The following is an 18,196-nucleotide window of genomic DNA, read 5'->3' on the forward strand; positions in this document are numbered from 1 at the left end:
CCTTGCGATTCAGCCGGGGATTCCGGCGGCGAGCAGCTCCACGAAGCCGACGTCCTCGCGTGCGACCCCGAAGATCTCGGCGCGCAGCATCGTCCGCTCGGCCCAGGCGCGGTGCGGCTTCACCTCGTTCATCTTGTTCGTGTACGCCGAGCGCAGCACGCCCCCGCCGCCCCGCTCCGGCCGCAGGATGTCCTGCGCGTCGCAGAACTCCTCGTGGCTGACCACGGACAGCGCGTGCACGGGCAGCACGTGGGTGGGGTGGATGCAGGTCTTGCCCAGCAGCCCGTTGGCCTGGTCGAGGGCGATCTCGCGCAGCAGGCCGTCCATGGCGTGCTCGATCAGCGCCTCGCGCAGCTCCTCGGCCTGGCCCTCCAGGAAGGGGCTGCGGCGCAGCTGCGGCTTGAACATGCGCTCCTGCACCCGGAAGTACTCCCACACCGGGCCGGTCACCGTGAATCCGGTGCCGTCGGCGCGGCCCAGCATGTTCACCACGTCACCGATCACGTTGGCGACGATCTGGACGTCGTAGGCCGTCATGTCGGAGGCGCGGCGCAGGCCGTAGGAGGAGCAGAAGTCCGTCACGCCGAGGCGCAGGGCGAGGACCCGGTCGCGGTACTTGTCGACCGCGCGGGAGATGCCCTCCAGCGTCTCGACGCGCGACTCGCGGTACAGCAGCTCGGGCGACTCCAGGACCGGCATGCCGAACAGCCGGTGGCCGCTCGCCGCCTCCGCGGCGGCCAGCGCCTCCAGGAAGGGCGTGCCGCTCTCCTCGGTGAACTTCGGCATCACGAAGCCGGAGAGCAGTTCTACGGCCGGGCCCATGCGGCATACGAGATCGGGGATCTGCTCGGGCACGCGGACCCGGACGAACAGCAGCGGAAGCTCGATGTCGGGGCGGGCGGCCAGCTCGGTGAACTGCTGGACCAGGTTCTCCTCGGCGGCCGGTACGTCCTCGTCGCCGATCGAGTCCTCCAGGCACAGCACCATCGACACGACGCCGCGTCCCGCCAGCTTGACGATGTCGTCGGCGAGGCGGGGGCGGGTGGCCGGGCTGTAGAGCGTGGCGCCCAGGGCCGCGGCGAGCAGCCGGGCCGGGGAGTCCGCGTCGAACTCGCACGGCTCCTGGAAGAAGAGACGCTGCCGCACCTCAGGGGCAATGTGCCCGAAATGACGCATAAAGCTCCCCCGTGGTGCCGTTGTGGTTCGTGATTGTTTTCGATAGGTGGCCGGTAATAGTACGTACAAACCCATGTCAGGGGTTCCCGCCGGGCATGAACTTCAGGTAACTCGGCCGTGTCGGTGTCCGAACCCCCACGTTGTCGTGACCAGGACCGAGAGGGCAGGATGACCGCATGACGCACGCGATGCTGAAGGGGTCGAACGTCCCGCTGGAAGCCACCACGGTACGTGCCGTGCTGCGCTGGACTCCCGGGCAGGGGGTCCCGGACGTGGATGCCTCGGCGCTGCTCCTCGGCCCCGCCGGTCAGGTGCGTTCCGACGAGGACTTCGTCTTCTACAACCAGCCCCGGCACCCCTCCGGGAAGGTCTGGTGGCTCGGCAAGAAGCGTGTCGCGGAGGGTCCCACCGACACGATCCAGACAGATCTCGCCGGTGTCGAGCCCGAAGTCAGCCGGATTCTGGTGGTCGCTTCGGCGGAGGACAACACGTTCGACCGCGTACAGGGGCTGCGCATCCTGCTGTACGACGCCGCCGTCGCCGAGGGTGAGCCGCTGCTGTATTTCGACATCAAGCCGGAGACCGGTGAGGAGACCGCGCTGATCTGCGGGGAGCTGTACCGGCGGGGTGACGGGTGGAAGTTCCGGGCGCTGGGTGAGGGGTACGCGAACGGGCTGCGTGGGCTGGCGATGGACTTCGGGATCACGGTGGACGAGTCGGAGGGGGGCGCGGCCGCGGTTCCCGAGGTTTCGCAGCCGTTGCCTCCGGCGGTTCCTGTGCAGCCGGCGTATGGGTACCCCCAGTCCGAGGAGCCGGTGACTCAGCCTGCGTATGGGTATCCGCAGACGGCGCCGGCGCCTGCGGGGACGTATGGGTATCCGCAGCCGGTGCCTGTTGCTACCGCGCCGGATCCTGACTTTCGGTTGCCGCCGCAGGGGCCGCAGTTCATCTGACGTGGGGGCGGTAGTTCGTTTGGTGCGCGCCGGTGAGGGCTTGTCGCCCAGTTCCCCGCGCCCCTAAAAACCTATCGCTCGACCTTCGTTTTGTAGCCTCGGCCCCATTGCAGGCCCCACCCATACAACCGGTCCAGCTCCGCCTGGAAGCCGTAGACGAACTTCACTTCCCGGCGGACGACCAGTTCGCCCTTGACGTTCTCGATCATCACCACCGCGCAGGAGCGGGCCTGGGGGTGGCGTTCGTCGAGGCCTATCTCGATGCGGGGGCCGTTGCTGGGATAGAGGGTGACGATGGCGTGGGTGCGGTCGAAGGCCGGGGTCTGGTCGTAGATGTAGACGAAGACCAGGAGGCGCTTGATCTGGTCGCGGTGGTCGAGGTTGACGTACATCGTCTCGCCGGACGCGGAGCCGAAGCGGTCGTCGCCGCTGAGCTTCACGTACGGGGGTGAGTTGACGTCTCCCAGGAGGCCGCCCAGGGGCTGCACTACGCCCTTGGTGCCGTCCATCAGCTCGTAGAGGCAGCCCAGGTCCAGGTCGACGTTGACCATGCTCTGGCTGTGGCCCATGACCTCCGGGGGCTTCAACGCCTTGAAGGGGTGCCTGAGCAGGCTGTCGCGCTGGAGGCCGCCTATGTCGGAGGTCCGCATCCGCCAGGTGAGGTTGACGCGGAGGTTGCCGGTGGCCGCGCCCTGCTTGGTGAGCGAGACCTGGTGGTGCCGTTTGGTCAGTTCGATCGCGTTGCTGGCCGCGCTGCCCGAGTCGAAGTCGGCCTCGCGCCGCCAGATTCCGTCGAAGAAGCCCATTCCCGCCCCCACGTTCGCATCCACACTGCGTATGACAAAGCCGTCGGGGCGGCCGGACAGAGGACATGTCCTCGACGGCCGCCCCGAACAGAAGCGTTCCCTCACCAGGGAGCTTGTCACACCCCGGACGGGACCTCAGTCTTCTCGTCCGAGCCTGCTTTTCCCTCGGCTTCCGCGAGGGCCCTGTTCCTGCGGACCGAGGACCAGAAGGACCAGCCGATCAGGATGACGCCGACCAGGCCGGTGATGACCTCGTTGATCTGGTACTGGATGGTGACCATGAGGATCACGGCCAGGGCGCCGATCGCGTAGTGCGCGCCGTGCTCCAGGTAGACGTAGTCGTCGAGCGTGCCCTGGCGGACCAGGTAGACCGTCAGGGAACGGACGTACATCGCACCGATGCCCAGGCCGAGGGCCATGAGCACGATGTCGTTGGTGATGGCGAACGCGCCGATCACGCCGTCGAAGGAGAACGAGGCGTCCAGGACTTCCAGGTACAGGAACATGAAGAAGGCCGCCTGGCCGGCGAGGACTACCGCCGAGCGCTGCTTGCCGGTGCGCGCGGCCTCTTCCTCCTCCTCGTGCTCCCGCTCCTCCTCTTCTTCGAGCTTGTCCTCGAAGTAGCCGGAGAGTCCGCCGACGATCATGTACGTGATCAGACCGGAAATACCGGCGATCAGCACCGTCTGCGCCTTGTCCGCGTGCGCGCCGCCGTGCTGGTGGGCGTGGGCCGCGAAGGTGAACGAGGTGATCAGCAGGACGATCAGCGCGATGCAGACCGACAGCATGTCGACCTTGCCGAGCTTGGCGAGCGGGCGCTCGATCCAGCGCAGCCACTGGATGTCCCGGTCCTCGAAGATGAAGTCGAGGAAGATCATCAGCAGGAACATGCCACCGAAGGCCGCGATCGCCGGGTGGGCGTCGGTGACCAGCTGCTGGTAGTGGTCCTTGTTGTTGAGTGCGAGGTCGACCGCGTCGATCGGGCCGATCTTGGCGGTGACGGCGACGATAACGACGGGGAACACCAGCCGCATGCCGAAGACGGCGATCAGGACGCCGACCGTGAGGAAGATCTTCTGCCAGAAGGCGGACATCTTCTTCAGGATCCCGGCGTTGACCACCGCGTTGTCGAAGGACAGCGAGATCTCCAGGACGGCCAGGATCGCCACGATGCCGAAGGCTTCCCACCCCCCGTAGAACGCCGCTGCGACAAGGCCGAGCGCGGTGACCGCGAACGACCAGCCGAAGGTTTTCAGAAGCACTGGCTACCCAATCGTGTGTTGGGGGTTCCCCCAGACGGAGTCTGGGGGAGGGTCTCCCCCCGCGCCGCACTCGGCTTTACTTAAAATTTGACGTCGAGCACTGAGTCTAGAGGGAGACTCCGCCGTCCGGGACAGCCGGTGTGGATAACGCCCTTTACGAGACGTTGACCCCGAAGTCCATGGCGATGCCCCGCAGTCCCGACGCGTACCCCTGGCCGACCGCCCTGAACTTCCACTCGCCCTGGTAGCGGTAGAGCTCGCCGAAGATCATGGCCGTTTCGGTGGAGGCGTCCTCGGAGAGGTCGTAGCGGGCCAGCTCCTGGCCGTCGGCCTGGTTGACGACGCGGATGAAGGCGTTGCTGACCTGGCCGAAGGTCTGGCCCCGGTTGTCGGCGTCGTGGATGGAGACCGGGAAGGTGATCTTGTCGCAGTTGGCCGGCACCTTCAGGAGGTCGACCAGGATCGACTCGTCGTCGCCCTCGCCCTCACCCGTGAGGTTGTCTCCGGTGTGCTCCACTGAGCCTTCCGGGCTCTTGAGCTGGTTGTAGAAGACGAAATACTCGTCCCCGAGCACCCGCCCGCCGCTGTTCAGCAGCAGCGCGCTGGCGTCGAGGTCGAAGTCGGCTCCTGTGGTGGAGCGTGCGTCCCAGCCGAGGCCGATCAGGACGTTCGTGAGGTTCGGTGCGGCCTTGGACAGGGAGACATTGCCCCCCTTGGCGAGCGTGACGCCCATAGTGCTGGTCCTCCCCGAGGCGATGCTTCTTTGGTTGTCCTGCGCTCCCCCAGAGGGGGACCCCCGGGCGCCGCACGCGAACCGTGCGGCGCCCGGGCGGTGAAGTCTCCGTACGCCAGGCGCCCGTACGTCGGACGCTCGTATGGCAGACGCCCGGATGTCAGACGTTGACGCCGAAGTCCTGGGCGATGCCGCGCAGGCCCGAGGCGTAGCCCTGGCCGATGGCGCGGAACTTCCACTCCGCGCCGTTGCGGTAGAGCTCGCCGAAGACCATCGCGGTCTCGGTCGAGGCGTCCTCGGAGAGGTCGTAGCGGGCGATCTCGGCGCCGCCGGCCTGGTTCACCACGCGGATGAACGCGTTGCGGACCTGGCCGAAGGACTGCTGGCGGTTCTCGGCGTCGTAGATCGAGACCGGGAAGGTGATCTTGTCGACGTCGGCCGGGACCGCCGCCAGGTTCACCTTGATCGCCTCGTCGTCGCCCTCGCCCTCACCGGTGGTGTTGTCACCGGTGTGCTCGACGGAGCCGTCGGGGCTCTTGAGGTTGTTGAAGAAGACGAAGTTCGCGTCACTGGCGACCTTGCCCGCGCTGTTCAGCAGCAGTGCGCTGGCGTCGAGGTCGAAGTCGGTGCCGGTGGTGGTGCGGACGTCCCACCCCAGACCGACGATGACCGCGGTCAGGCCCGGGGCCTCCTTGGTCAGTGATACGTTGCCGCCCTTGCTGAGGCTGACTCCCACGAGTCCTCCATTGGTGTCCAGGGGCGGGGATGCCCCGTAGTGCGTCGGTATCGGATCAACGTCTCGATCCTAGTGACGGGTTCCCGACCCTCGCAGGCTCTGGAACCTAACAATCACAGGCTGTCGAGCGCCTTCACGTACTCGTTGAGGTCGCGCGCGTCCGGCAGGCCGTTGACGACCGTCCAGCGCACGACGCCCTCCTTGTCGATGACGAAGGTCCCGCGCACGGCGCAGCCCTTGTCCTCGTCGAAGACGCCGTACGCGCGCGAAGTGTTGCCGTGCGGCCAGAAGTCGGAGAGCAGCGGGTACTCCAGGCCCTCCTGCTCGGCGAAGACGCGCAGGGTGTGGATGGAGTCGTTCGAGACCGCGAGGAGCTGGGTGTCGCGGTCGGTGAACTGCGGCAGGTTGTCGCGCAGGGAGCAGAGTTCGCCGGTGCAGACGCCGGTGAAGGCGAAGGGGTAGAAGAGCAGCACCACGTTCTTGTCGCCGCGGAAGTCGGAGAGCTTCACGGTGGCGCCGTGGTTGTCCTTGAGCTCGAAATCGGGGGCCTTTTCGCCGACCTGGATCGCCATCTCGTCCTGCATCCCTTCGGTGGGGCTGTTCGGGTGAGACCACCCTCGGCCCACCACCCTACGCAGCGATCACCGCATGCGGACGGACGGGCTGGCGTGGCCAGCCCGTCCGGGATTCAACGATCGAGGTACCTCCGGGGACTACCTCTTGGACTTGGCCGCCTTGGGCGTCACCAGCCGGCTGCCACTCCAGTCCTTGCCCACGCTGACGCTCTTGGCCGCGGAAAGGCCCGCGGTCGTGGCGGCTTCCGAGATGTCGCTGGGCTCGACGTAGCCGTCACGGCCGGTCTTCGGCGTCAGCAGCAGGATCGAGCCGCCCTCCTCGACGTACGAGATGGCGTCCACCAGCACGTCGGTCAGGTCGCCGTCCTCGTCGCGGAACCACAGCACCACGGCATCGGCGACGTCGTCGTAGTCCTCGTCCACCAGGTCGCTGCCGATGACTTCTTCAATGGCCTCGCGGAGTTCCTGGTCTACGTCGTCGTCGTAGCCGATCTCCTGGACCACCTGCTCGGGCTGGAACCCCAGCCTGACGGCAGGGTTCGTCCGCTCCTCCGCGTGGTCCGCGGTCGCGCTCACGGGTTGCCTCCTGATCATGTCTTGATGAATGTCCAGCCACGCGCGTGCGCGAAGCATTGGCCGTAGTCCACACGGACGGGCCGGATCGCGCAAGTACCCGGCGATTCGGAACGCCGAAACGGTGACGATCCTGGCCGTGTCGCCGCAACTCCAGGCACGCTATCGCGGCCGCCGGTGACGTACACCACAGCGTTCTGCCCGGTTTGCACGTTTGAGAACCCTCCGAGGGTACGCGACTCGAATGACTTTGCTAAACGAGTCACGGTTACCTCACGGTAGAGATGACGATTGCCGTCCTGCGGTAGACCATGGGGAACGGTGCAGAACCATGGAAATCCAGCGCCGATAAGCCTCATTAAGCCCCCATCAGCTCTCCATCGGCCTCAGACAGCCCCCTCACACAGCTCCCTCTGACAGGTAAGGAACAGCGTGGCTTCCGGATCCGATCGCAATCCGATCATCATTGGCGGCCTTCCGAGTCAGGTTCCTGACTTCGATCCCGAAGAGACCCAGGAGTGGCTCGACTCGCTCGACGCCGCCGTGGACCAGCGTGGCCGCGAGCGGGCCCGCTATCTGATGCTCCGGCTGATCGAGCGGGCCCGCGAGAAGCGCGTGGCCGTGCCCGAGATGCGCAGCACGGACTACGTCAACACGATCGCCACCAAGGACGAGCCGTTCTTCCCCGGCAACGAGGAGATCGAGCGCAAGATCCTGAACGCGACCCGCTGGAACGCCGCGGTGATGGTGTCCCGGGCCCAGCGGCCGGGTATCGGCGTCGGCGGTCACATCGCCACGTTCGCCTCCTCCGCCTCGCTCTACGACGTGGGCTTCAACCACTTCTTCCGGGGCAAGGACCAGGGCGACGGCGGCGACCAGATCTTCTTCCAGGGGCACGCCTCGCCGGGCATCTACGCCCGCGCGTTCCTCCTGGACCGGCTCAGCGAGCAGCAGCTGGACGCGTTCCGCCAGGAGAAGTCGAAGGCGCCGTACGGGCTGTCCTCGTACCCGCACCCGCGGTCGATGCCGGACTTCTGGGAGTTCCCGACCGTGTCGATGGGCCTGGGCCCGCTCGGCGCGATCTTCCAGGCGCGGATGAACCGCTACATGGAGGCGCGCGGGATCGCGGACACGTCGCGGTCGCACGTGTGGGCGTTCCTCGGCGACGGCGAGATGGACGAGCCGGAGTCGCTCGGCCAGCTGTCGATCGCGGCGCGCGAGGGCCTGGACAACCTGACCTTCGTCGTCAACTGCAACCTGCAGCGGCTCGACGGGCCGGTGCGCGGCAACGGCAAGATCATCCAGGAGCTGGAGTCGCAGTTCCGGGGCGCCGGCTGGAACGTCATCAAGCTGGTCTGGGACCGCACCTGGGACCCGCTGCTCGCCCAGGACCGCGACGGTGTGCTGGTCAACCAGCTGAACACCACGCCGGACGGCCAGTTCCAGACGTACGCCACCGAGACCGGCGCGTACATCCGCGAGCACTTCTTCGGGCACGACCACCGGCTGCGCGCGATGGTCGAGAACATGACCGACGACCAGATCCTGCACCTGGGGCGCGGCGGGCACGACCACCAGAAGGTGTACGCGGCCTTCGCGGCGGCCAAGCAGCACCAGGGCCAGCCGACCGTCGTCCTCGCCCAGACGGTCAAGGGCTGGACGCTGGGCCCCAACTTCGAGGGCCGCAACGCCACGCACCAGATGAAGAAGCTGACGGTCGCCGACCTCAAGGGCTTCCGCGACCGGCTGCACCTGCCGATCACCGACCAGGAGCTGGAGTCCGGCGCGCCGCCGTACTTCCACCCGGGCCGGAACTCGGAGGAGATCCAGTACATGCACGACCGGCGCAACGCGCTGGGCGGCTACGTCCCGACACGCGTCGTCCGCTCGAAGCCGCTGGTGCTGCCCGAGGACAAGACGTACGCGAGTGTGAAGAAGGGTTCGGGCCAGCAGTCGATCGCCACCACCATGGCGTTCGTACGGCTGCTCAAGGACCTTATGCGGGACAAGGAGATCGGCCGGCGGTTCGTGCTGATCGCGCCGGACGAGTACCGCACGTTCGGCATGGACTCGTTCTTCCCGAGCGCGAAGATCTACAACCCGCTGGGCCAGCAGTACGAGTCGGTGGACCGTGAACTCCTGCTCGCCTACAAGGAGTCGCCGACCGGGCAGATGCTGCACGACGGCATCTCGGAGGCGGGCTGCACTGCCTCGCTGATCGCGGCGGGTTCGGCGTACGCGACACACGGCGAGCCGCTCATCCCGGTCTACGTCTTCTACTCGATGTTCGGTTTCCAGCGCACCGGTGACCAGTTCTGGCAGATGGCCGACCAGTTGGCGCGCGGTTTCGTGCTGGGCGCGACCGCTGGGCGTACGACTCTGACCGGTGAGGGTCTGCAACACGCGGACGGCCACTCGCAGTTGCTGGCGTCGACCAACCCTGGGTGTGTCGCCTACGACCCGGCGTACTCGTACGAGATCGCGTACATCGTGCAGGACGGGCTGCGGCGGATGTACGGCTCGGACGCGGAACACCCGCACGGCGAGGACGTCTTCTACTACCTCACCGTCTACAACGAGCCGATCCAGCACCCGGCGGAGCCTTCCGACGTTGACGTGGAGGGCATTCTCAAGGGCGTTCACCGGATCAGCCAGGGTGCCTCGGGCACGGTTCCGGCGCAGATCATGGCGTCCGGGGTCGCGGTGCCGTGGGCGATCGAGGCGCAGCGGATCCTCGCCGAGGAGTGGAACGTTCGGGCCGATGTGTGGTCCGCGACCTCCTGGAACGAGCTGCGGCGCGAGGCGGTCGAGGTCGAGCGGCACAATCTGCTGCATCCCGAGGAGGAGCAGCGGGTTCCTTATGTCACGCGGAAGTTGAGCGGGGCGGAGGGGCCGTTCGTGGCCGTTTCCGACTGGATGCGGTCTGTTCCTGACCAGATTTCTCGGTGGGTGCCGGGGACGTATCAGTCGCTGGGTGCCGACGGGTTCGGGTTCGCGGATACGCGCGGGGCGGCTCGGCGGTTCTTCCACATCGACGCGCAGTCGATCGTGGTGGCTGTGCTGACGGAGTTGGCCCGGGAGGGGAAGGTTGATCGGTCTGTGTTGAAGCAGGCGATCGATCGGTATCAGTTGCTGGATGTTGCTTCGGCTGATCCTGGTGCGGCTGGAGGAGATGCGTAGTTTTTTGTCTGCGGGGGTGTGGGGGCTGGTCGCGCAGTTCCCCGCGCCCCTTAAAGGCAGCCCCTTCGGGGCGCCTTTAAGGGGCGTCCCCTCGCCCTAACATGCCGTCATGAACGAACCATCGGCACAAGCCCGTTGGGAGCAGCTCACTCAACGGCCCCTGCTGGCGCTCGCGGTGGGGTTTGCCGTGGCGTATGCCGTGCCGATCGTGGACACGACCGCCGGGCATCGGCTGACGGCGGTGTGTACGGGGGTCGAGTGGGTGGTGTGGGGGGCGTTCGCCGTCGACTATCTGATGCGGCTGGCGATGTCCCGGGACCGTCGGCGGTTCGTACGGACGCACTGGATGGATCTGTGCGCGGTGGTGCTGCCGATACTTCAGCCGTTGCGGCTGCTGCGCATGGTGTCGACGCTGATACTCGTCGGGCGCCGGGCGCGGATGGCCTCGCAGATCCAGCTCACGACGTATGTCGCCGGCGCGGTCATCGGGCTGCTGATGTTCGGTTCCCTGGCGGTCCTCTCCGTCGAACGCGACTCGCCCAACGGGAACATCCGGACGCTGGGTGACGCCGTGTGGTGGTCCTTCACCACCATGACGACCGTGGGGTACGGGGATCACGCGCCGACCACCGGACTTGGGCGGATGATCGCCGTCGGGCTGATGCTGTCCGGCATCGCGCTGCTCGGTGTCGTCACCGCGAACATCGCCACGTGGTTCATCGCCCGGTTCGAGAAGGACGACGTGGAGGAGCGGCGCCAGACGCTGGCGATCGAGGCGCTGACCGCGGAGGTGCGGGCGCTGCGGGCGGAGGTGGCGGCCCTGTCCGGGGCGCCGGCGGGAGCCCTGCCGGGGGCGGAGGCGGCGGGTGTTCCGCTGCTGCCGGTCGGGGACGAGGCGTCCCGTTAGCCGCAGTTCCGGCTCCGGCCCCGGCTCAGAAGAACGTCCACAGCACCGCCGCCACCGTGTCGATCGCCCCCAGCACCAGGGCCACCACGGCCATCACCCGGCGGGAGCCCGTCCACCTGCGGCCCATGGCCAGCCACCCGCAGATCACCGCGATCGGGCCGAGGACGATTCCCAGGGTGAAGAAGCCCGCTATCGCGCAGACCAGGCCGATGATGCCGAGCGTCGCGCGGTCCGGCCCGCTCCCTGACCCCATGCGGCCACGCGAGCGGGGGTTCCTGCGCGTTCCGTTGCCGAAGCCCGTCATCGTCAACTCCCTGGGCGTCCAGGCCGGTTCGGCCGGATCAGCTGGTGCAGCCGATTTCGGCTACGACGATCGGATACCCCCGTACACACAAAAAAAGCCTGCTTGCGCGCTGCCCCCCTCCGGCAGCGCGCCGCAGACCAACCCGTCCTCCCTGCCCTGCGGAGGACTTGACTTACTGTGACCTGCGGCGCGTACCTGACGCCAGGGATCTTTAGGGGAGTCACCCTGATAGGCGAAATCGGCCTGGACCAGGGTTAGATGTGCGCCGCGCCCGCGCCCGCCTCAGCGTTCTCGCCGCGCTTGGTCAGGAGCGCGACGAACACCGCGACCACCGCTACGCCGGCCGCGACGAGGCAGGCGAGGCTCATGCCGGAGATGAACGTGTCGTGGGCGACCTGCGTGATCTTCGCGGCGACCGTCTCCGGAGTGTTCGGGGCGATCGGGGCCACGCCGACCTGGACCGCCTCGGCGGCCGCGTCGAGCTGGGGCCGGGTGAGCTTGGGCAGGCCCGCGTCCGTCCAGTTGCCGGCGAGGTCGTTGTCGACGCGGGAGGCCATCACGGCGCCGAGGACGGCCGTACCGAGGCTGCCGCCGATCTGCATCGCGGCCTGCTGGAGACCGCCGGCGACGCCGGACAGCTCCATGGGCGCGTTGCCCACGATGACCTCGGTCGCGCCGACCATCACCGGGGCGAGGCCGAGGCCCAGCAGGGCGAACCAGATCGACATGACGCCGCTGCCGGTGTTCGAGTCCAGCGTGGACATGCCGAACATGGCGATCGCGGTGGCCGCCATGCCGCCGGCCAGCGGAATGCGCGGGCCGAGCTTGGTGATCGCCGCGCCGGCGAGCGGGGAGCCGACGATCATCATCCCGGTGAGCGGGAGGAGGTGGAGACCGGCGTCGATCGGGCTCATACCGTGCACGTTCTGCAGATAGAACGTCACGAAGAACAGGCCGCCCATGAAGGCGATCGCCATCAGGACCATGAGGACCACGCCTGCGGACAGCGGGACCGAGCGGAACAGGCCCAGAGGGATGAGGGGTTCCGCGACCTTCTGCTCCCAGAAGGCGAACAGGGCGAAGCCCAGCACCGAAACGGCGAGGAACGTCCAGGTCGTGCCGGAATCCCAGCCCCAGGCCGGCGCCTTGATGAGGGCCCAGACGAGGCAGAACATCGCGCCGGAGAGCAGCGCGATGCCGAGGATGTCGAAGGAGCGCGGCGCGCTGTATCCATTTTCCGGGCTCCGCCCGAGGGCGGCGCGGTGGTCGCGGAGGATCAGCAGGCCGAGGATCAGCGCGATGGCACCGACGGGCACGTTGATGAAGAACACCGACTGCCAGTTGACGTGCTCGACGAGCACGCCGCCGAGGATCGGGCCGCCCGCGGTGGAGGCGCCGATGACCATGCCCCACAGGCCGATCGCCATGTTGAGCTTCTCGGCCGGGAAGGTGGCCCGCAGCAGGCCGAGCGCGGCCGGCATCAGCAGCGCGCCGAACAGACCCTGGAGCACGCGGAACGTGACGACGAACGCGATGCTGTGCGAGAGGCCGATGGCGCCGGACGCGAGGGCGAAGCCGCTCACGCCGATCAGGAAGGTCTGGCGGTGGCCGAAGCGGTCACCGAGCTTGCCCGCGGTGATGAGGGAGACCGCGAGGGCGAGGAAGTAGCCGTTGGTGATCCACTGGACGTCGGCGAAGCTGGCGCCGAGGTCCTTCTGGATGGCCGGGTTGGCGATGGCGACGATGGTGCCGTCGAGGGCCACCATCATGACGCCGACGGCGACGGTTATGAGGGTGAACCACGGGTGGCCGCGCAGCCCCCTGGACGGCGTCGGGTCGGACGGGGCGGCTGGTGCCTTGTCCCCCGGCCCCGTCGCGCTGATGGTGGTCTGACTAGTCATACGTGCGAGGCTAATGTCAGCCGCTGACAGTTGACAAACAGGTTCAGATGTCGGCGACTGTCAACGATCGCGAGGAGAACAGCATGGAGACGTTGCGCGAGCGCAAGAAGGCCCGTACGCGGGACGCGCTGCTGCACGCCGCGCTCGCACTGTTCACCACCAAGGGCTACGAACAGACCACCGTCGACGAGATCACCGAGGCCGTCGACGTCTCGCAGCGCACCTTCTTCCGCTACTTCGCGAGCAAGGAGGAGGCCGCGTTCTTCGTGCCCCGGCTCACTGAGACGCACTTCGTGACGGCCGTCCGCGCCCGCCCGCCGCACGAGGCCCCGCTGGAGGCGCTGCGCCGGGCCGTGCTGGAGAGCTGGGACACCATCAACGAGGCGATCCAGCAGGTCGTACCGCTGGACCTGCACATGCGCACCTACCGCGTGATCGAGTCGACGCCCGCGCTGCTCGCCGCGCATCTGCGGCGCTCGCAGGAGCTGGAGGGGGAGCTGGCGCAGATCATCGCCGTGCGCGAGGGGCTCGACGTGGACGCGGACCCCCGGCCGCGGCTGGTCGTGGCCGTGTTCGGCGGGGTGATGCGGGTGGTGGAGCGGATGTGGATCGCGGGCGACGACCTCAGCATCGAGGCGATGCGCGAGCTGACCGCCGACTACCTCGACGGGGTGGGACCGGCCCTCGCCGGGAACTGGCGCACGAGCCTCACGAGGTGAGTCGTACTGAGTTTCTCGTCACGTACCGCTGAAACGTGATCCCCGTCACTCGGTTAACGCGAGACCCTCTCGTTCTCCTAGTGTGTCCTCCCAGTGACTTCCTTCGACTCCTCCCCCACGCTGAACGCCTGGCGCGCACTGGCCGCGCTGGCCGTGGTGTTCGTGATGCTGGCGACCACCGGCTGGACCGCGGTCCGCAGCCACCCCGGGAAAACGGCGCTCCAGGCCTCCCTCTCCGCGTGGGAGCACGGCCACATGAACGGGCGCGAACTGCCCGACCCGGACGCCTCCCCGACCCGGCTGGCCCGGTTCTTCGCCTCGCTCACCGCGCAGCAGCGGACGCGTCTCGCGCACCGCTACCCGCTCGCGGTCGGCAACATGAACGGCGCCCCGGTCTCGCTGCGCTACCGCGCCAACCGCATCGCCCTCGACCAGCAGCGCAAGGTCGAGAAGAAGCGCATGCACGACAACCGCCTCACGCCCCTCGGGCAGCAGGAGGCGGGCCGCCTCATGCACCGCTTCGAGGCGCTGACGGCCGAGGGCCGTCACATCCTGGCCTTCGACCCCGAGGGTTCGGGCCGGATCGCCGAGGTCTTCGGCGACCTGGACACGGCGCAGCGCGTCTCGGTCATCGTCCCCGGCGTCGACACCGACCTGCTCACGTTCCAGAAGACGAGCAAGAACTACTCGGCGCCGGTCGGCATGGCCCAGAACCTGTACGCGGCCGAGAACACGGCGAAGTCCGCGACCGACACGCGTACGGCGGTCATCGCCTGGGCCGACTACACCTCCCCCGGCGGCCTCGGCATCGACTCGGCCACCGCGGGACGCGCCGAGGCAGGCGCCGTACGGCTGAACGCGCTGGTGCGGGCGCTGCCCGGGACCTCGCAGGTCGCCCTGTTCTGCCACAGCTACGGCTCGGTGGTGTGCGGGGTCGCCGCGCACGAGCTGCCGGCCAGGGTGACCGACATCGCGGTGGCCGGCAGCCCCGGCATGCGGACCTCGAAGGCCTCTCATCTGCACACGCTCGCACGGGTGTGGGCGATGCGGGACGCCGACGACTGGATCCAGGACGTGCCGTACATGGAGGTCGGCGGCCTCGGGCACGGCGAGGACCCGGTGTCGAACGCCTTCGGCGCGCGCGTGCTGGCCGCGAAGGACGCGGAGGGCCACACCGGGTACTTCGCGCCCGGCACCGACAGCCTCGCCAACTTCGCCGACATCGGGGTTGGCGCGTACCGCTCGGTGACGTGCGCGCACGAAGGTGACACCTGCCGAGAGGGTTTGTCCGGCACCTCGGCCGCCGGACGCGCGTAGAAACAGCAGGAAGTGCGGTCTGCGCGGGGATGGGACGGAGGAGCGTGTGCCGCCTACGATGAGCCGCATGGGTGACGTACTGGCCGGATTTCATGCCGCCTGGGAGTTCGAGTCCGACTCCGTGGTCATCCGTTACGAACGTGGCATTCGAACACCCAAGCTATTTCAGGCACTCGGTGAACGCCGGATCCCCTTCGAGGCGATCCAGGCGGTGACGCTCACCCCCGGCCGGCGCGGCACGGTCGTGCTCCGCGCGGAGCCCCGGCCCGGCGCCGACCCGCTGATGGAGACGGCCGCGGGTCAGCTGAAGGAGAGCTGCGATCCCTATCGGCTGGTGCTGCCCGCCGAGCGCGAGACGCTCGCCGAGTACTACGCCGACGAGTTGCGTGCGCGGCTGAAGCCGGACGACGGGCCTGCCGAGCGGTTTCTCGTAGCCGCGCCCGAGGTGCCGTTGCGGTTCAAGGCGTACGACGGGAAGGCGTCCTTCGACGGGAAGACGGTGTCGTTCCGGTGGTTCTGGACGGGGGCGTCGTCCGCGAAGTGGAAGGCCGGCGACCAGAGTTTCGCGGTCGCCGACCTGAACGGTGTCGAGTGGCGGTCGCCCGAGGTTTTCGAGGGGCATCTACGGCTGTTGCGCGGGGCCGAATCGCTTCTGCCCGTTGATCAGGATCCGGCGGCTGTGGTGTTCGGGCTGGGGTATGGGCCTGTGCATGAGTCTCTGCCGTTCGCGGCGGCGGTGCTTGCGGCGGTGCGGTCTGGGCGTCCTGCTGCTGTGATTCCGGCCGCTCGGCGTGATCCTGCGGATGTCGCCGAGCGGATTCGGCATCTGGCGGAGCTGCATCAGGCGGGGCTGGTGACGGATGAGGAGTTCGCCGTGAAGAAGGCTGAGTTGTTGGCGGAGTTGTAGCGGGGGCTGCTTGTTGTTTTTTGGGTGCGGGCCGGTGGGGGCTGGTCGCGCAGTTCCCCGCGCCCCTTAAGGGGCGCCCCGGTTAGCGGCGCTTTCCCCCTACTCCCTGCTTGATGATGCGAAGGTCATGTCCGCGTAGCGGTCTCCTGTCACCTTGCCCGCGATCGGCTCCAGTTGGGACAGCTCGTCGTCGGTCAGGATGATCCGGGCCGCCGCTGTGTTCTCCTCCACCCGGCTCGGCTTGGTCGTGCCCGGGATGGGGATGACCGGGAGGCCGTGGACCTGGGCGCGCTGTTGGACCCAGGCGAGGGCGATCTGGCCGAGGGAGGCGTCGTGGGCCTTGGCGACCGTGCGGATCGGGTCGAGGAGGGCGCCGTTGGCGGCCGCGTTCTCGCCGGTGAACCGGGGCTGGTTCCGGCGGAAGTCGCCCTCCGTGAGGTCCTGTTCGGCGTTGGTGAAGGAGCCGGCGAGGAAGCCCCGGCCGAGCGGTGAGTACGGTACGACCGCCACGCCCAGGTCGGCGGCGGCGCCGACCAGGCTGATCTCGACGTCGCGGCTGAAGAGCGACCACTCCGACTGGACGGCGGCGATGGGGTGGACGGCGTGGGCGGCCCGCAGTTCCGCGCCGGTGACCTCGCTCAGGCCGAGGTGCTTCACCTTGCCCTCGGCCACCAGTTCCGCCATCGCGCCGACGGTGTCCTCGATGGGGACGGCCGGGTCGCGGCGGTGCATGTAGTAGAGGTCGATGACGTCGATGTCGAGGCGCTTCAGGCTCGCCTCGACCGCCTGGCGGAGGTACGGGCGGTCGTTGCGGATGACGCGCCGGGTGGGCTCGCCGGGCGGGATCGACAGGGCGAACTTGGTGGCGATGACGACCTGGTCGCGGTGCGCCTTGAAGAACGGCGACAGGAACCGCTCGTTCTCCCCCACGCCGTACGCGTCCGCCGTGTCGTACAGGGTCACACCCAGGTCGAACGCGCGATCCAGGGCGGCCCGTGACTGCTTCGCGTCCGCGGGGCCGTAGGACGAGCTCATGCCCATGCAGCCGAGCCCCTGGACGCCGACCTCGGGGCCATGGGCGCCGAGTCGTGCGGTCGGGATCGTGCTGTCGGTCATCCGGCTTTCTCCTTCTCGTATGCGTGGCCGGCGTCGCCGTAGAAGGCGATCTTCCGGTCGAGTACGGCGAGGGTGTCGTGCAGCTCGGCGATCCTGGCCAGGACGTCCCGTCGGGTCGCCTCCAGGAGTTCGAAGCGGTCGCCGTAGGTGTGCTCGCCCTCGCGCACCAGCTCGGCGTAGCGGACCATGTCGGCGACCGGCATGCCGGTCAGGCGGAGCTTGCCGACGAGGTCGAGCCAGTCGAGGTCGCGGTTGCTGTAGCGGCGCTGGCCGGTGTGCGAGCGGTCGATGTGCGGCATCAGCCCGATGCGCTCGTACCAGCGGAGGGTGTGTGCCGTCAGGCCGGTGAAGGCGACGACCTCGCTGATCGTGTAGTTGTCCGCGCCGTCCGGACGCCGCTCGCCCTGCGGCGGGCCCGCGCAGCTGTCGGTACTGGTACCCGTGGTCTCCATCACCGTCATGGCCACCACGCTATGGCCTTGGAGTGCACTCGAAGCAAGCGGAACCGGTAAGAAATCGGCAGGACGGGTCGAGGGTGCGGTGGATAGCGTGCGGGACATGAGTCTCGTACGACGGGCAGCCCCCGACGATGCCGCCGAACTGCTGCGACTGCGCCAGGTGATGATCGACGCGCTGCCGGATTCGGACCCCGGTACGGACTGGCACGCGGAGTCCCTGCCGACGCTGCGGGAGCGGCTCGCCTCGGACGAGGACTTCGGGGCCTTCGTCGTCGACCACCCGGAGCGGCCGGGGGCGCTGGCGGCACTCGTGGTCGGGACGGTCGACTACCGGATCGGGAAGGCGGGGAACCCGCACGGGAAGGCCGGGTTCGTCTTCAGTGTGGCCACCGACCCGGACGCGCGGCGCCGGGGGTACGCGCGCGCGTGCATGGAGGAGCTGCTCCAGTGGTTCCGCGAGCGCGGCGCCGGCCAGGTCCTCCTCACCGCCTCCCCCGACGCCGAGCCGCTGTACGCCTCCCTCGGCTTCACCCGCAAGCCCGACCCCATGATGGGGCTGATGCTCTGAACCAC

Annotated in this window: 18 protein-coding genes; 7 read left to right on the plus strand and 11 right to left on the minus strand. The window is 68.2% G+C overall.

What is annotated here, in order from left to right; all coding sequences use genetic code 11:
- Positions 1-9 precede the first annotated feature (9 nt).
- Positions 10-1,176, minus strand: a complete 1,167-nt coding sequence (locus ACGFY9_RS23820) for an HpcH/HpaI aldolase/citrate lyase family protein (protein WP_393757125.1) — start codon at positions 1,174-1,176, stop codon at positions 10-12.
- Between the two features lie 176 nt (positions 1,177-1,352).
- Between ACGFY9_RS23820 and ACGFY9_RS23825 the strand changes: the two genes are divergently transcribed.
- Positions 1,353-2,129 carry a TerD family protein gene (locus ACGFY9_RS23825; protein WP_393757127.1) on the plus strand — a complete coding sequence of 259 codons (777 nt, stop codon included), beginning with the start codon at positions 1,353-1,355 and terminating at the stop codon, positions 2,127-2,129.
- 71 nt (positions 2,130-2,200) lie between these two features.
- On the opposite strand, the gene ACGFY9_RS23830 is transcribed toward ACGFY9_RS23825, so the two are convergent.
- From ACGFY9_RS23830 to ACGFY9_RS23855, 6 genes are all read right to left on the minus strand, one after another.
- A complete protein-coding gene (locus ACGFY9_RS23830; RefSeq protein WP_033286889.1) occupies positions 2,201-2,935 on the minus strand; it encodes a Tellurium resistance in 735 nt (244 codons plus the stop codon).
- Positions 2,936-3,051: 116 nt separating this feature from the next.
- Positions 3,052-4,197, minus strand: a complete 1,146-nt coding sequence (locus ACGFY9_RS23835) for a DUF475 domain-containing protein (RefSeq protein ID WP_393757129.1) — start codon at positions 4,195-4,197, stop codon at positions 3,052-3,054.
- A gap of 154 nt (positions 4,198-4,351) precedes the next feature.
- Positions 4,352-4,930, minus strand: coding sequence for a TerD family protein (locus ACGFY9_RS23840; RefSeq protein ID WP_393757131.1), 579 nt, complete (start codon positions 4,928-4,930; stop codon positions 4,352-4,354).
- A 160-nt stretch (positions 4,931-5,090) separates the two neighbouring features.
- Positions 5,091-5,666 (minus strand): TerD family protein, encoded by a 576-nt coding sequence (locus tag ACGFY9_RS23845; protein WP_019060360.1) that lies wholly within the window; start codon positions 5,664-5,666, stop codon positions 5,091-5,093.
- A gap of 113 nt (positions 5,667-5,779) precedes the next feature.
- Entirely contained in the window at positions 5,780-6,238 is a 459-nt protein-coding gene (locus ACGFY9_RS23850; protein WP_393757133.1) for a peroxiredoxin, read from the minus strand.
- A gap of 141 nt (positions 6,239-6,379) precedes the next feature.
- Positions 6,380-6,817, minus strand: a complete 438-nt coding sequence (locus ACGFY9_RS23855; RefSeq protein WP_019060358.1) for a DUF3052 domain-containing protein — start codon at positions 6,815-6,817, stop codon at positions 6,380-6,382.
- A gap of 429 nt (positions 6,818-7,246) precedes the next feature.
- Here ACGFY9_RS23855 and aceE point away from each other — a divergent pair, with 429 nt between their 5' ends.
- Together aceE and ACGFY9_RS23865 are read left to right on the plus strand one after the other, a co-directional pair.
- On the plus strand, positions 7,247-9,994 hold the full coding sequence (gene aceE, locus ACGFY9_RS23860; protein ID WP_393757135.1) for a pyruvate dehydrogenase (acetyl-transferring), homodimeric type: 2,748 nt from the start codon (positions 7,247-7,249) through the stop codon (positions 9,992-9,994).
- Between the two features lie 109 nt (positions 9,995-10,103).
- Complete coding sequence (locus ACGFY9_RS23865) at positions 10,104-10,901, plus strand: potassium channel family protein (protein ID WP_393757137.1); 798 nt, start codon at positions 10,104-10,106, stop codon at positions 10,899-10,901.
- A 25-nt stretch (positions 10,902-10,926) separates the two neighbouring features.
- Here the strand turns inward: ACGFY9_RS23865 and ACGFY9_RS23870 are convergent, their stop codons facing one another.
- Both ACGFY9_RS23870 and ACGFY9_RS23875 read right to left on the minus strand, forming a co-directional pair.
- The gene (locus tag ACGFY9_RS23870; protein ID WP_393757139.1) at positions 10,927-11,205 is read right to left on the minus strand and encodes a hypothetical protein; all 279 of its coding nucleotides are present in this window, start codon (positions 11,203-11,205) and stop codon (positions 10,927-10,929) included.
- A gap of 254 nt (positions 11,206-11,459) precedes the next feature.
- Positions 11,460-13,106, minus strand: coding sequence for an MFS transporter (locus ACGFY9_RS23875; protein ID WP_393757141.1), 1,647 nt, complete (start codon positions 13,104-13,106; stop codon positions 11,460-11,462).
- 83 nt (positions 13,107-13,189) lie between these two features.
- Between ACGFY9_RS23875 and ACGFY9_RS23880 the strand changes: the two genes are divergently transcribed.
- The 3 genes from ACGFY9_RS23880 (at position 13,190) to ACGFY9_RS23890 (ending at position 16,049) form a co-directional block, all read left to right on the plus strand.
- The gene (locus ACGFY9_RS23880) at positions 13,190-13,825 is read left to right on the plus strand and encodes a TetR family transcriptional regulator (RefSeq protein WP_393757143.1); all 636 of its coding nucleotides are present in this window, start codon (positions 13,190-13,192) and stop codon (positions 13,823-13,825) included.
- A gap of 93 nt (positions 13,826-13,918) precedes the next feature.
- Positions 13,919-15,142 (plus strand): alpha/beta hydrolase, encoded by a 1,224-nt coding sequence (locus ACGFY9_RS23885; RefSeq protein WP_393757145.1) that lies wholly within the window; start codon positions 13,919-13,921, stop codon positions 15,140-15,142.
- A 58-nt stretch (positions 15,143-15,200) separates the two neighbouring features.
- Positions 15,201-16,049, plus strand: coding sequence for a DUF4429 domain-containing protein (locus tag ACGFY9_RS23890; protein WP_393757421.1), 849 nt, complete (start codon positions 15,201-15,203; stop codon positions 16,047-16,049).
- Between the two features lie 99 nt (positions 16,050-16,148).
- On the opposite strand, the gene ACGFY9_RS23895 is transcribed toward ACGFY9_RS23890, so the two are convergent.
- Both ACGFY9_RS23895 and ACGFY9_RS23900 read right to left on the minus strand, forming a co-directional pair.
- Positions 16,149-17,165 carry an aldo/keto reductase gene (locus tag ACGFY9_RS23895; RefSeq protein ID WP_393757146.1) on the minus strand — a complete coding sequence of 339 codons (1,017 nt, stop codon included), beginning with the start codon at positions 17,163-17,165 and terminating at the stop codon, positions 16,149-16,151.
- A complete protein-coding gene (locus ACGFY9_RS23900; protein ID WP_393757147.1) occupies positions 17,162-17,626 on the minus strand; it encodes a MerR family transcriptional regulator in 465 nt (154 codons plus the stop codon). Before ACGFY9_RS23900 ends, ACGFY9_RS23895 begins: the two co-directional genes overlap by 4 nt.
- Before the next feature lie 97 nt (positions 17,627-17,723).
- Here ACGFY9_RS23900 and ACGFY9_RS23905 point away from each other — a divergent pair, with 97 nt between their 5' ends.
- Positions 17,724-18,191, plus strand: coding sequence for a GNAT family N-acetyltransferase (locus tag ACGFY9_RS23905; protein WP_393757148.1), 468 nt, complete (start codon positions 17,724-17,726; stop codon positions 18,189-18,191).
- Positions 18,192-18,196 lie beyond the last annotated feature (5 nt).

It is taken from the genome of Streptomyces sp. NPDC048504 (assembly GCF_043200035.1).
Lineage (GTDB): Bacteria > Actinomycetota > Actinomycetes > Streptomycetales > Streptomycetaceae > Streptomyces.

Coding starts and splice junctions, on each gene's coding strand:
- ACGFY9_RS23890 (WP_393757421.1), top strand. CDS start 15,201: ATGAGCCGCATGGGTGACGTACTGGCCGGATTTCATGCCGCCTGGGAG.
- ACGFY9_RS23830 (WP_033286889.1), bottom strand. CDS start 2,935: ATGGGCTTCTTCGACGGAATCTGGCGGCGCGAGGCCGACTTCGACTCG.
- ACGFY9_RS23870 (WP_393757139.1), bottom strand. CDS start 11,205: ATGACGGGCTTCGGCAACGGAACGCGCAGGAACCCCCGCTCGCGTGGC.
- ACGFY9_RS23880 (WP_393757143.1), top strand. CDS start 13,190: ATGGAGACGTTGCGCGAGCGCAAGAAGGCCCGTACGCGGGACGCGCTG.
- ACGFY9_RS23820 (WP_393757125.1), bottom strand. CDS start 1,176: ATGCGTCATTTCGGGCACATTGCCCCTGAGGTGCGGCAGCGTCTCTTC.
- ACGFY9_RS23905 (WP_393757148.1), top strand. CDS start 17,724: ATGAGTCTCGTACGACGGGCAGCCCCCGACGATGCCGCCGAACTGCTG.
- ACGFY9_RS23850 (WP_393757133.1), bottom strand. CDS start 6,238: ATGGCGATCCAGGTCGGCGAAAAGGCCCCCGATTTCGAGCTCAAGGAC.
- ACGFY9_RS23875 (WP_393757141.1), bottom strand. CDS start 13,106: ATGACTAGTCAGACCACCATCAGCGCGACGGGGCCGGGGGACAAGGCA.
- ACGFY9_RS23840 (WP_393757131.1), bottom strand. CDS start 4,930: ATGGGCGTCACGCTCGCCAAGGGGGGCAATGTCTCCCTGTCCAAGGCC.
- ACGFY9_RS23825 (WP_393757127.1), top strand. CDS start 1,353: ATGACGCACGCGATGCTGAAGGGGTCGAACGTCCCGCTGGAAGCCACC.
- ACGFY9_RS23900 (WP_393757147.1), bottom strand. CDS start 17,626: ATGACGGTGATGGAGACCACGGGTACCAGTACCGACAGCTGCGCGGGC.
- ACGFY9_RS23865 (WP_393757137.1), top strand. CDS start 10,104: ATGAACGAACCATCGGCACAAGCCCGTTGGGAGCAGCTCACTCAACGG.
- ACGFY9_RS23895 (WP_393757146.1), bottom strand. CDS start 17,165: ATGACCGACAGCACGATCCCGACCGCACGACTCGGCGCCCATGGCCCC.